The following is a 12547-nucleotide window of genomic DNA, read 5'->3' as shown; positions in this document are numbered from 1 at the left end:
TAACGGGGTTTCTGCGGCAGGCATTTCCGGCTATCTGGAAAAACAGCATCAGACAGAGCAGGAATGGTATCAGAACAGCATCAGACAGAGCAGGAATGGCATCAGAACAGCATCGGACAGAGCAGAAATGGTATCAGAATGGAAATGGACAGGAGGAAAACGATTATGAAAAAATGGAAGCGTGTGACAGGAATGATTCTGGCTGCGCTGCTCGCGGCAGCGGCGCTGACGGCGTGCGGAAACGGGGGAAATGCCGGGCAGACGGCGGCGGACAGTGAGACGGCAGGAAATAGTGCAGCGGCGGACAGCGAGGCGGCGGGAAATAATGCGGCAGCGGTGGACAGCGAAGCGGCGGGGGATGACGCCGCGTCCGGGCAGCAGGTGGTACGCCTTGGATATCTGCCGATTACCCACGCGCTCGCTCTGCTTGCGGAGAAGGAGCTGCTGGATGCGGAGGACGGAGCTGTTGTGATAGAGCTGGAAAAATTCAGCTCCTGGTCAGACCTTACGGACGCACTGAACGCGGGACGCATCGATGGCGCCTCTGTCCTGATTGAGCTTGCCATGAGCGCCGCCGGACAGGGAATCGATTTGAAGGCGGCGGCTCTGGGACACAAGGACGGGAATGTGATTGTCGTCTCCGACGGGATTACATCCGCCGCCGGCCTGCAGGGAAAAACCTTTGCGATACCGCACACGCAGTCGTCGCACAATATCCTGCTGAACGATATGCTGACGGAGAACGGGCTTTCCATCAGCGATGTGAAGGTCGTGCAGCTTGCGCCCTCTGAAATGCCGTCGGCGCTGGCGGGCGGCTCCATCGACGGATATTGCGTGGCGGAACCGTTCGGCGCGCAGGCAGTCGCCCAGGGGTTTGGTCATGTACTGTATCATTCGGAGGAGCTCTGGGACGATTCGCTGTGCTGTGCTCTGGTCCTGAACGGAAGCTTTATCGAAAACAATCCGGAGACAACGGATTTTCTCCTGGAAAAATATAACGAGGCGGGGAAATCGCTGGATAAGGAAAAGGCACAGCAGATTGCAGAACAGTATCTGGGACAGAATGCGGACGTGCTGGAGCAGTCGCTGGAGTGGATTCGTTTTGACGACCTTGCGATTACGAAGGAAGCTTATCAGACGCTGGAGGATAAGGTCGTAGCTTACGGAATTAATGAAAATCCGCCTGCCTATGAGGATTTTGTCTACCAGACACAGGAGTAGTCCGATATCGCGCGGCAGACGGCGGGTCATACACTGGATGCGCGTGGGCATAAAAAGCTGCGCGGCAGACACCGGATGTGCGCGGGCGATTGTGCCGGGTCTGCGGTATGCGGGAATAAAAAAGCCGGAAGGAGATACCTATCATGATTCGAGTTATCAGACGGACAGTGCTGTCCTTTGCGGGGCTGCTGCTTATCTGGCAGCTTGCCGTTACTTTTGGAAATTTTAACCCCGTGCTTTTTCCGGGACCCCGGAAGGTACTGGAGGCGTTTGTGGAGCTCTGCACGACCGGGCTGGCGGGGAGCTCCTCACAGATTACGCTTATCGGGCACCTTAGGGCCAGCATGATAAGATTTCTTGCCGGCTATCTTGCGTCGGTGGGGCTGGGGGTATTGTCCGGGCTTCTGCTGGGCTGGTTCCCGGCTGTGTTCGCTTACGTCAATCCGGTCATCCAGCTTTTGCGTCCCATTGCTCCGGTGGCGTGGCTGCCGTTCATTGTGCTCTGGGTGGGAATCGGGGATGTCCCGGCGATTGCCATTATCTTTATTGCCGGATTTTTTCCGGTGCTGCTCTCCACAGCTGCGGCAGTGAAGAATGTGGACCGGGTCTACCTGAAGGTGGCGGAAAACTTCAGACTGTCACAGCCGGAGACGCTGCTGAAAATTGTATTTCCGGCGGTGTTTCCACAGATTGCCTCCAGCCTTCACATGGCGCTTGGCACCTGCTGGATCTTCCTGGTATCGGGAGAAATGGTGGGTTCCCAGACCGGGCTGGGCTTTCTGGTCATGGACGCGAAAAACTGTATCCGCGCGGATGCGCTGCTGGCGGTCATGCTGACGATCGGACTGGTGGGGCTTGCGCTGGATTTTCTGATAGGATTGTTTGAGAAAAAGGTGGCGCAGATCTGGGGCTTTCGTGCGCCGGAATACGGAAAGGGCAGGTGAGGAAAGATGCAGACAGAAAACAGAGCGCAGACAGAAAACAGAGCGCAGACAGAAAACAGAGCGCACACAGATAACAGTGCCTATATCGATGTCAGAAATGTAACCGTGACATATGCGCAGAAGAAAGGGGAGTTCCGGGCGCTGGATGATGTATCGCTCTTTGTCGGGAAAGGGGAATTTATCTGTCTTCTGGGGCCGTCCGGCTGCGGCAAGACGACCCTTCTGAACGTGATGGCGGGATTTGAGAAAGCTGCCAAGGGAAGCGTCGCCATAGACGGGGAGGCGGTGAAAAGGCCGGATCCGCGCTATGTGACGATATTCCAGAATTACGGTCTGCTTCCCTGGAGGACGGTCCGCAAAAACGTGGAGCTGGGGCTGGAGACGAAAAAGCTTCCCAGGGCGCAGCGCAGTAAAATTGCTGACAGATATCTTGAAATGGTGGGGCTTGGCGATTTCCGGCACCATCATCCCGGACAACTGTCGGGAGGAATGCAGCAGCGGGTGGCGATAGCCAGGGCGCTGGCGGCAGACCCGGAGATTTTGTTTATGGATGAACCGTTCGGCGCGCTGGACGCCATCACGCGGATGAAGCTCCAGGATGATGTGCGCAGACTGTCGGATGAGGAGAAAAAGACAATCGTTTTTGTCACCCATGACATCGAAGAAGCGGTGTTTCTGGCGGACCGGATCGTCGTTATGACGCCGAACCCCGGCAGGATCAGGAGCATTGTCGACGTGCAGCTCGGTCATGTCAGAGACCGTACCTCCGACGAATTTATTATGATGAGGGACAAAATATTTGCAGTCTTCAACATGAAAACCGAGAGAACAGTGGAGTATTACATTTAGTCCGGAAAAGATTAATAAAACTGAAACAAAAGTTAAACATTACAAAAACAATCTGATGATATATTATAAATAATAAAGAATGAATTGTTATTCTTCTTTGTCTGATGCCTTTTATTAAAGGATTAAAACAGGGGAAAGTGCGGCGGAATATCTGCTGCACTTTTTTGGGACACCAGAGCATTGTGGGAGGATTCTATGTCAGACAGGAAAAAGATACCTGACTGGAAAGCGTTGGGAAAGAGAGTATCAAAAATAAAAATGCCTGTTTTAAGGTTGCGTTACCGGATACTTTTATATTTAATAACGATTTTTTTTGTAACACTGTCACTTGTACAGGTTGTTACAGAAGTATTTGGCAGTATTGTCGGGATTATAATTTACGGGATAGCAGCAGTTACGTTGTTTTCGGCGGGCTATTATCTGGCTATGGATATGCGGTATGGAGTAAAAGAAAAAGTCAGAACGGGAATTGAGGAAAATGCATTTACACGCCGTATGGCGGGAGATTATAGATACCGCACTGTGATGTTTGCAGTTCCCGGATTGATTTTAAATGTGATATTTGCGCTTTTTAATGGAGTAATCGGAATCTACAGCCGGTCTGCATGGTATGGTACTTTATCCGCTTATTATATCTTGTTAAGTGTGATGCGTTTTCTGACAGTAAGATATGACAGGAAAATGGCAAAGAGAGAGCAGAGTGATGAACTGATGGCGGAAGAGATTTCTGTTTACCATAAATGTGGAATATTATTTTTGATTATGACAGTTGCGTTGGGTGGGATGGTTATTCTCCTGGTATGCGGGGAGGATGGAAAAAGGTATCCGGGACTTTTAATTTATGCGGTAGCTACTTATACATTTTACAAAATTACCATTTCGATTGTTAACGTAGTAAAAGTCCGGAAATTTAAGTCACCGCTTTTAATGGCGATTCGCGATATTGGTTACATTGATGCCTGTGTTTCCATTCTGTCATTGCAGACAGCGATGTTCGCTTCCTTTGGCGATGGGCAGGGACTTTTGGTAAAACTTATGAATGGGGTTACCGGTTCTGTGGTATGTCTGCTGGTATCAGGCATAGGAAGTTACAGTGTTCATTCGGCAAATAAAATGAAAAGAAAATTGTCAGAGAATACCTGCAGCAGGAGTAAGGGAAATTGAAAAAGGATGGAAATAGAAGCAGGGAGGTAATGCCCTATGTCTCAGTATTCTTTCTGGTTTGAAAGGCTTTTTGTAAATAAACGGCTTTCAATCCATATATATGATAACGAAGGTAATTTATTAGAAAGTATTGGCATGAAAGAGCGGGATGACGATCCGTTTCTTTTAGATCCGCTTTTGTACGAACGTATAAGGGAAAGAAAAAAATTGCAGAATGAGCCGCTTTTAATGACAGAAGATGAGTGGGTGGCGTATATTGCATTGGAAGACAGGGATAAGAATTTATATATCGGAGGTCCTGTTAATATAACAACAGATACGGAACAAAGAAACGGTATATATTATTATCGGAAAAAGCATCATTTGACACAGCGGTATCTGAATATTCCCCGGATGACAGTTCTGGAACTGGCTAATATTTTATCAATGTCTGCGTATGTAATATGTGGTCAGAAAATAGAAGAAACAGAGATTCTGGGATTTAATCAGATTACATCAATAGAAAAAACAAAAACAGAGAGCGAATTAACAAATTATCGATTTGATTCTTCTGAAAAAGAAAGGAAACATGTAGAGTACGAATATGAGCAGGAATATCTGGATGCAATCAGAAAAGGAGATATAGCGTATTTTGAGGCACCGGTATTTGATAAACTGCATCTGACGGATGAAATTGGGAAGCTGGCGGAAGGAAGCATGAAACAGTTGGAATATATGGTGGCAGCAGGACTGACGCTTGCGTCGAGGGCAGCGATTGAAGGCGGGGTATCTCCACAACAGGCATACACAGTGAGTGATGTGTTTTTTCAAAAACTGGAAAAATGTCGAACGCAGGTGGAAATGTTTAAGTTACACGCAGAAATAGAACGGGAATATGTATCTATGGTGTCCTATAAAATTCTAAAATAAAAGGGAGCTTTCGCTTATCGACGAATGCCCCTTTCTGTGTTATGATAATCAATAGATTATTATGAACAGCAGAAAGGGGCATTTTCTATGAAAAAAATCGGATTAGGTATTGCAATACTGCTCTTTGCTATCGTAGTTTCTCTTTGTTCATCGGGAATAGAACTGCTGACGATTGGAATTGGGATTGTAGGTCTGGGCTTTTCAATTATAGGATTTTTGGAGCGCGGATAAAAATTCGGAAAAGAGGTGCGGATTTGAAATTATCAGAGTTTTTGGGAGAAACTACTGAATACGATAAAAAACAGGAAGTAGAAATGCGGAAACCGAAAAGCTGGCTAAAAAGTGTCAGTGCATTTGCGAACGGAAATGGTGGCGTATTGATTTTTGGTATTGCAGACGATGATACTGTAATCGGAATTGAGGATATAAAAAATGCATCTGAATTCGTCAGCCAGAAAATAAAAGAGCGTATTGACCCATTTCCAGAGGTTACAATGCAGATTCAAAGTACAGAGGATGGAAAAAATCTGCTTATTGTTGAGGTGATGAAAGGGCAGGAAACTCCCTATTACTATCATGGAGATGGAAGTACGGAGGCTTTCATCCGGCTTGGGAATGAGTCGGTTGCGGCAAACGCGGCAGAATTGAAACGGCTTGTGCTGCGCGGAAAAAATACTTCTTTTGATTCCTTGATGACAGAGTATGATTTCAAGGACTTCTCTTTTTCAAAACTGCGGGAGCGTTTCATGGAATGGAACAGGGCGAGTATGCCGGAGAAAAGTTTTGAATCATTTGGAATTGTTAATGATAAAGGAAAGCTGACCAATGCGGGAGCTTTACTCGCAGATAATTGCCCGATTCGATATTCCCGGCTGTTTTGCACACACTGGAATGGGCTGGATAAGAGTGGCGGTCAGATTGACGCCCTGGACAGTGCAGAGTACAGCGGAAGTCTGATTATTCTGCTGGAAGAGGGTGTCCGCTTTGTAAAAAGGAACATGAAAACGCTCTGGAAAAAACAGCTGATTCCAGAATTGAAATGCCGGATTTTTGTGAACGGAGTGTTTTTGAAAGTCTTGTGAATGGACTGATACACAGGGATTATCTGGTTAATGGAAGTGAAGTGCATATAGATATTTTCGATGATCGTCTTGTGATTTATTCTCCGGGAGGAATGCCGGATGGAACGAAAATACAGGATAGAAATATTGATACAATTCCATCTACAAGGAGAAATCCGATATTGGCGGATATATTTGGACGGCTGGGATACATGGAACGTCAGGGGAGCGGATTGAATAAAATTCGTGAGGCATATGAAAATGCGGTGAATTATCAGCCGGGTATGGAACCGGAATTTTACTCGGACCGAGTCCTGTTTATGGTAACGTTAAAAAATTTGAATTATAAAAAGCTCCTGAACGAGGCTGAAAATGAAGCTAAAAATGAAGCTGAAAATAGTATTTTAACGGAACTCGAAAGAAGATTGTGCGAATTATTGAAGGAAAATTCAAAAATAACACAGAAAGAGATACAAAAACAGTTGAATCTTTCCAGAAGCAAAGTACAAAGAACAATGAAAAAACTGGTAGACAAAGGCGTGATTGAGAATACAGGTTCTCATAGAAGTGGACACTGGGAAGTAAAAAAACAATGATTATACCAGGAGGAATATCAGAAACCTGGAAACAAAGCTTTGATGAAGATATTCAATCCTGTTGGCAGGGGAGCCTGTTAAAGCTGGAAAAGCAGAAGCAACAGGGAAAAATAAAGGACGAAAATATAGAAAAAGGATAGTGCAGAAAGGGGCATTTTCTATGGGAAATTCCTCAGAAAATAAATCAGAAAAAATAAAAAAACACATCTGCGTCGGTATTCTCGCGCATGTGGACGCGGGGAAGACGACACTGGCGGAGAGTATGTTGTACCGGCAGGGCAGTATCCGCACAATGGGCAGGGTAGACCACGGCAATGCGTTCCTGGACAATTATGAACTGGAACGGGCGCGCGGCATCACGATTTTTTCCAAGCAGGCGATTCTTTCGCTGGGGGATAAGGAGGTGACGCTGCTGGATACGCCCGGACATGTGGATTTTTCAGCAGAAATGGAGCGCACGCTGCAGGTGCTGGATTATGCCATTCTGGTCATCAGCCAGGCGGACGGCGTGCAGGGGCATGTGCTGACGCTCTGGAAGCTGCTGCAGCGTTATCAGATTCCGGTGTTTGTGTTTGTCAATAAAATGGACCAGGAGAGTGCCGGGCGGGAAGCGGTACTCGCTGCCCTGCAGGAGCGGCTGGACGGACATTGCCTGGATTTTGGCGCGCCGCAGGGAGAGCTTAAGGAAAATCTGGCGATGTGCGACGAGGAGACGCTGGAACGGTATCTGGAGACGGAAACCGTGACGGACGAAGAAATCCGCCGTCTGATCCGGGAGCGCAGGGTGTTTCCCTGCTGCTTCGGGTCGGCGCTGAAAAACCAGGGCGTAGAGGAATTTCTGGCGGTGCTCTCCGGATATACCAGCGCGCCGGTTTATCCGGAAGATTTTTCAGCACGGGTATATAAGATCTCGCGCGATGCGCAGGGCAACCGGCTGACACACCTTAAAATCACCGGCGGTAGTCTGAAGGTGAAAACGGCGCTGCCCGCCGGGAAGGTGGACCAGATCCGTATATATTCCGGTGCAAATTACCAGGTGGTGCAGGAGGCGGAGGCGGGCAGCGTCTGTGCTGTTACCGGGCTGGCGGATATCCTGCCGGGAGAGGGGCTTGGCGCGCAGACGGAGGGCGTGCAGCCCGCGCTGGAGCCGGTGCTGCGCTACCGGGTGATGCTTCCGGAGGGCTGCGATGTGCACGGGATGCTGGGAAAGCTCAGACAGCTTGAGGAGGAAGACCCGCTGCTGCGCATTTCCTGGGAGGAGGACACCGGGGAAATCCATGCGCAGGTAATGGGCGAGGTGCAGATGGAAATTCTGCAGAGCATTATCCGTGAGCGTTTCGGGACGGAGGTCTCCTTTGGAAAGGGAAGCATTGTATATAAGGAGACTATCACAAAGCCGGTGGAGGGCGTCGGGCACTTTGAACCGCTGCGCCACTATGCGGAGGTGCATCTTTTGCTGGAGCCTGGCGAGCGCGGAAGCGGTCTGGTATTTGACACCGCAGTGAGCGAGGATGAGCTGGACAGAAACTGGCAGCGGCTGATTCTGACAAATCTGGCGGAGAAAAAGCATGTGGGCGTGCTGACGGGCGCGCAGATTACCGATATGAAAATTACGGTAATCGCCGGAAGAGCGCATCTGAAGCATACGGAGGGCGGCGATTTCCGGGAAGCCGCCTGGCGTGCCGTGCGGCAGGGGCTTCGCAGCACAGAGAGCATCCTGCTGGAGCCGGTATACGAGTTCCGCCTGGAGGTGCCGCAGGAAAATATCGGGCGGGCAATGGCGGATTTTACCAGAATGCACGGCGTTTTTTCACAGCCGGAGCAGGAGGGGGATTATTCCGTGCTGCGCGGGACGGTTCCGGCATCGTCGGTGGGCGATTATCAGAAGGAAGTGACGGCGTACACAAAAGGGCGCGGGCGGCTGTTCTGCTCTCTGAAGGGATATGAGCCGTGTCACAACCAGGAGGAGATTATCGCCGCTGCGGCATACGACCCGGATGCGGATACGGACAACCCCTCCGGCTCGGTGTTCTGCGCGCATGGCGCCGGGTTTTATGTGCCCTGGGACAGCGTGCGGGATTATATGCATGTGGAAAGTCATTTTTCTGACGGAAGCCGGGAGGAGCCGCAGGAGAAGCAGATGGCGCCGGTGCGGGAAAAGGGCGCCTCTTTGGGCGGATGGGCGTCCGACAAAGAGCTGGAGGAAATTTTCACCAGAACCTACGGCGCCGGAAAGGAAGCGCGCAGCGGCTGGGGACGCAGCCGTTTTTCCCCGGCGCGCACGGCGGAAACGGGAAATACCGGAGGGCCGCGCAGGGAGACGCCGAAGGAGGAATATCTGCTGGTGGACGGCTACAATATCATTTTTGCCTGGGAGGAGCTGCGCGAGCTGGCGCGGATAAATATTGAAAGCGCCCGCGGCAGGCTGGCGGACATCCTCTGCAATTACCAGGGATTCCGGAAAAATACGGTCATTCTGGTATTTGATGCCTACAGGGTGGAGGGAGGAACCGGTTCCGTGCAGAAGTATCACAATATTTATGTGGTATACACCAGGGAGGCGGAAACCGCGGACCAGTATATCGAGAAAACGGTACATAAAATCAGTCCGCAGCATCATGTAACGGTGGCGACCTCGGACGCGCTGGAGCAGATGATTATCTGGGGCGCGGGGGCATCCCGGCTGTCGGCGGCGGGACTTCTGGAGGAAATTGAAGCGTCGTGCAGCGAAATCCGCAGAGATTATCTGACGGGGCAGAAGCGCACCGGAGAAAAGCTTTTTGACAAGCTTCCGGAGGATCTGGCGGCGCTGATGGAGGACATTCGTCTGGGAAGAAGGAGTTTCGCAGAGCAACCAGAAGAAAAGAAAAATTCATAAACATGATGTACAACTGGAAGAAACGGGCTGTCTGGTAAAGGAGAACTATACAGAAGAAAAGACATTCAAAATAACATGAGAAAGGAAGACAGGCTATGAGAGAGGAAATTCTGGCATATAACAAACAATTTGTGGCAAATAAAGAATACGAAAAATACCGGGCGGGCAAATATCCGGAGAAAAAGCTGGCGATTCTGTCCTGCATGGACACGCGGCTGACGGAGCTTTTGCCGGCGGCGCTCGGCATAAAAAACGGTGATGCCAAAATCATCAAAAATGCGGGCGCGGTTGTCACGCATCCCTTCGGCAGCGTGGTGCGCAGCCTGCTGGTTGCGATTGTCGAGCTCGGCGTGGAGGAGGTCATGGTAATCGGACACACCGACTGCGGCGTGCAGCACATTGACGCCGACCTGATCTTAGGTCATCTGCAGCAGCGCGGCATTTCGATGGAGCAGATTGAAATGCTCAAATATGCCGGCGTGGATTTCGAAAAATGGCTGTGCGGCTTTAATACCATCCGCGAATCGGTGGAGGATACCGTGCGGACGCTGCGGGAGCATCCGCTCATCCCGAAGGACGTAACCATTACCGGTTATATCATGGATACCGAGACCGGCGAGCTCTACCCGGTGGTGGAATAAGCAAGTGTGGGCAAATCCCATTCGCGAAGCGAATTCAGAATGGATTTGCGAAGTCAGGTGCGGGCGGAGCCGGCACCTGACGAATAATGTCGAATGTTTACGATGAAATCTTCTTGATTATGATAATTATCTAAAGCTATAATAGCTGTAATGATTGGAAATAATTGGAGGACAGACTGTTGGAAAAATTACATGTTGCAATCGCGGACGACAATGAGAGGATGGTACAGCTGCTCGACAGCATTGTCAGCAGCGATAAGGATCTGGAAGTAGTGGGGAAAGCCGGAAACGGCGAGGACCTTGTAAATATTATCAGACAGAAGGAGCCGGACGTGGTGCTTCTGGATATTATCATGCCGAAGGTGGATGGTCTGAGCGTTATGCAGAAAGTCAACCAGGATGCCGCGATAAAGAAGCGGCCGGCGTTCATTGTGATTACGGCTATCGGGCAGGAGAAGATTACAGAGGATGCCTTTGAGCTCGGCGCGGATTATTACATATTAAAGCCGTTCGACAACGATATGGTGCTCAACCGGATACATCATGTGCGCAAGGAGCGGGAGCGCAACTTTGCGGAGGTGCGCAAGGTGAACGCCTACGAGAGCAAGAGCGAATACATGGAGCGCAACCTGGAGACAGATGTGACAAATATCATCCACGAAATCGGCGTTCCGGCGCACATTAAAGGATACCAGTATCTGAGGGACGCCATTATCATGTCGGTAAACGATATGGAAATGCTCAATTCCATCACCAAGATTCTGTATCCGATGATTGCAAAGAAGCACCAGACGACGCCCAGCCGGGTGGAGAGAGCCATCCGCCATGCCATCGAGGTGGCGTGGAGCCGCGGAAAGATGGACACGATTGATGAGCTGTTCGGCTATACGGTGAACGGCGGAAAGGGCAAGCCGACCAATTCGGAATTTATTGCCCTGATTGCCGACAAGGTGCGTCTGGAATATAAAAACCGTTAGTGACGGGAGGTTACAAAAGAAAATGGAGATGAAAAAATGGTAGCGGTATATTTATCGCCGCTGTATGTGCTCTGGAATATTATCCAGCTTGTATGGATCATGCGCTGGATGCAGGCGTGCCACGGGATATTCCGGACGGTGACGGCGCGGACAATCGTGGTGCTGGTGTATATGTTTTTTGCGGGCAGTCTGCTGATTGCGTTTTTCCTGCCGGCGTCTCCGCTGCAGCGGCTGATGAAGCTCATCAGCAATTACTGGCTCGGCGTGCTGCTCTACATGACGCTGGTCATCGGCGCGGCATTAATCCTGCATTTTATTCTGTACCGGGTTTCCTTTGTGCATAAGGAGGCGCTGTTTTCCACGCGGGGGTCGGTGATTGCCGGGACAATCTGTGCGGTGCTTGTGATTTCTGTGAGCCTGTATGGGATAATAAATGCGCGCACGATACGTATGACGCGCTACGCGGTAACGGTCGACAAGCCCTGCGCGGGACTCGATGGACCGCTTCGCATTGCGCTGGTGGCGGATCTGCATCTGGGCTATAACATCAGCAACGGAAGCATGAAAAAGATGGTGGAAAAGATAAATGCCGAAGAGCCGGACCTGGTGGTGATCGCCGGAGATATTTTCGACAATCAGTATGAGGCGCTGGAGGACCCGGAAGAGCTGGCGCAGATTCTTTCAAGACTTAAGAGCCGGTACGGCGTGTATGCCTGCTATGGCAATCATGACATCGAGGAGCCGATTCTGGCGGGCTTTACCTTTTCCTCCGATAAGAAAAAGCAGAGCGACCCGCGCATGGACGAGCTGCTTAAAAAGGCGGATATCCGGCTTCTGCGGGACGAGGGTGTGCTGGTAGACGATATGTTTTATGTGTACGGCAGAGCGGACTACGAGCGACCGGGCCGCGGCATTGAGGTGCGGAAAACGCCGGCGGAAATCACGCAGGGCATGGATATGGAAAAACCGGTGCTGGTGATCGACCACGAGCCGCGCGAGCTGCAGGAGCTTGCCGACGCCGGGGTGGATCTGGACCTTTGCGGACACACGCACGATGGGCAGATGTTCCCGGCGAATATTATCACGGATCTGAAGTGGGAAAATTCCTGCGGCTATCTGAAAAAAGGAAATATGCACAATATTGTCACCTCCGGCATCGGCGTGTTCGGTCCGTTTATGCGCGTGGGCACAAAATCAGAAATCTGCATGATAGAGGTAAACTTTTCTTAACGGCGTGTAAATAGCGCCGTTTTTTTGTTGCTCTTTTGGAAGAATCGGGTTATACTTAGAATAACACATAAATTTTT

12 protein-coding genes are annotated in these 12547 nt (G+C 50.2%); all 12 read left to right on the top strand.

What is annotated here, in order from left to right:
- The first annotated feature begins 63 nt into the window (after positions 1 to 63).
- The 12 genes from NQ534_RS02725 (at position 64) to NQ534_RS02670 (ending at position 12470) form a co-directional block, all read left to right on the top strand.
- The gene (locus tag NQ534_RS02725; protein WP_006863529.1) at positions 64 to 1221 is read left to right on the top strand and encodes an ABC transporter substrate-binding protein; all 1158 of its coding nucleotides are present in this window, start codon (positions 64 to 66) and stop codon (positions 1219 to 1221) included.
- A 143-nt stretch (positions 1222 to 1364) separates the two neighbouring features.
- Complete coding sequence (locus NQ534_RS02720) at positions 1365 to 2165, top strand: ABC transporter permease (protein ID WP_006863530.1); 801 nt, start codon at positions 1365 to 1367, stop codon at positions 2163 to 2165.
- Between the two features lie 6 nt (positions 2166 to 2171).
- Positions 2172 to 3014: an ABC transporter ATP-binding protein gene (locus NQ534_RS02715; RefSeq protein ID WP_006863531.1), complete on the top strand. Its 843-nt coding sequence runs from the start codon at positions 2172 to 2174 to the stop codon at positions 3012 to 3014.
- Positions 3015 to 3209: 195 nt separating this feature from the next.
- The gene (locus NQ534_RS02710; protein WP_006863532.1) at positions 3210 to 4178 is read left to right on the top strand and encodes a hypothetical protein; all 969 of its coding nucleotides are present in this window, start codon (positions 3210 to 3212) and stop codon (positions 4176 to 4178) included.
- A gap of 135 nt (positions 4179 to 4313) precedes the next feature.
- Positions 4314 to 5087, top strand: a complete 774-nt coding sequence (locus tag NQ534_RS02705) for a hypothetical protein (protein WP_157200757.1) — start codon at positions 4314 to 4316, stop codon at positions 5085 to 5087.
- Positions 5088 to 5174: 87 nt separating this feature from the next.
- On the top strand, positions 5175 to 5318 hold the full coding sequence (locus tag NQ534_RS02700; protein WP_143115839.1) for a DUF4337 domain-containing protein: 144 nt from the start codon (positions 5175 to 5177) through the stop codon (positions 5316 to 5318).
- Between the two features lie 83 nt (positions 5319 to 5401).
- A complete protein-coding gene (locus NQ534_RS02695) occupies positions 5402 to 6169 on the top strand; it encodes an AlbA family DNA-binding domain-containing protein (RefSeq protein ID WP_242655394.1) in 768 nt (255 codons plus the stop codon).
- Positions 6166 to 6744 carry an ATP-binding protein gene (locus tag NQ534_RS02690; RefSeq protein ID WP_006863535.1) on the top strand — a complete coding sequence of 193 codons (579 nt, stop codon included), beginning with the start codon at positions 6166 to 6168 and terminating at the stop codon, positions 6742 to 6744. Before NQ534_RS02695 ends, NQ534_RS02690 begins: the two co-directional genes overlap by 4 nt.
- Before the next feature lie 160 nt (positions 6745 to 6904).
- Positions 6905 to 9622: a translation factor GTPase family protein gene (locus tag NQ534_RS02685; RefSeq protein ID WP_040784682.1), complete on the top strand. Its 2718-nt coding sequence runs from the start codon at positions 6905 to 6907 to the stop codon at positions 9620 to 9622.
- Between the two features lie 95 nt (positions 9623 to 9717).
- Positions 9718 to 10263 (top strand): beta-class carbonic anhydrase, encoded by a 546-nt coding sequence (locus NQ534_RS02680; RefSeq protein WP_006863538.1) that lies wholly within the window; start codon positions 9718 to 9720, stop codon positions 10261 to 10263.
- A 179-nt stretch (positions 10264 to 10442) separates the two neighbouring features.
- Positions 10443 to 11240 carry a sporulation transcription factor Spo0A gene (gene spo0A, locus NQ534_RS02675; protein ID WP_040784684.1) on the top strand — a complete coding sequence of 266 codons (798 nt, stop codon included), beginning with the start codon at positions 10443 to 10445 and terminating at the stop codon, positions 11238 to 11240.
- Positions 11241 to 11276: 36 nt separating this feature from the next.
- On the top strand, positions 11277 to 12470 hold the full coding sequence (locus NQ534_RS02670) for a metallophosphoesterase (RefSeq protein ID WP_006863540.1): 1194 nt from the start codon (positions 11277 to 11279) through the stop codon (positions 12468 to 12470).
- Positions 12471 to 12547: the final 77 nt, after the last annotated feature.

Origin of the sequence: Marvinbryantia formatexigens DSM 14469, from assembly GCF_025148285.1 — a bacterium.
Lineage (GTDB): Bacteria > Bacillota > Clostridia > Lachnospirales > Lachnospiraceae > Marvinbryantia > Marvinbryantia formatexigens.
This window is presented reverse-complemented; position numbering and strand designations above follow the sequence as displayed.

Coding starts and splice junctions, on each gene's coding strand:
- NQ534_RS02725 (WP_006863529.1), top strand. CDS start 64: ATGGTATCAGAACAGCATCAGACAGAGCAGGAATGGCATCAGAACAGC.
- NQ534_RS02720 (WP_006863530.1), top strand. CDS start 1,365: ATGATTCGAGTTATCAGACGGACAGTGCTGTCCTTTGCGGGGCTGCTG.
- NQ534_RS02715 (WP_006863531.1), top strand. CDS start 2,172: ATGCAGACAGAAAACAGAGCGCAGACAGAAAACAGAGCGCAGACAGAA.
- NQ534_RS02710 (WP_006863532.1), top strand. CDS start 3,210: ATGTCAGACAGGAAAAAGATACCTGACTGGAAAGCGTTGGGAAAGAGA.
- NQ534_RS02705 (WP_157200757.1), top strand. CDS start 4,314: ATGAAAGAGCGGGATGACGATCCGTTTCTTTTAGATCCGCTTTTGTAC.
- NQ534_RS02700 (WP_143115839.1), top strand. CDS start 5,175: ATGAAAAAAATCGGATTAGGTATTGCAATACTGCTCTTTGCTATCGTA.
- NQ534_RS02695 (WP_242655394.1), top strand. CDS start 5,402: ATGCGGAAACCGAAAAGCTGGCTAAAAAGTGTCAGTGCATTTGCGAAC.
- NQ534_RS02685 (WP_040784682.1), top strand. CDS start 6,905: ATGGGAAATTCCTCAGAAAATAAATCAGAAAAAATAAAAAAACACATC.
- NQ534_RS02680 (WP_006863538.1), top strand. CDS start 9,718: ATGAGAGAGGAAATTCTGGCATATAACAAACAATTTGTGGCAAATAAA.
- NQ534_RS02670 (WP_006863540.1), top strand. CDS start 11,277: ATGGTAGCGGTATATTTATCGCCGCTGTATGTGCTCTGGAATATTATC.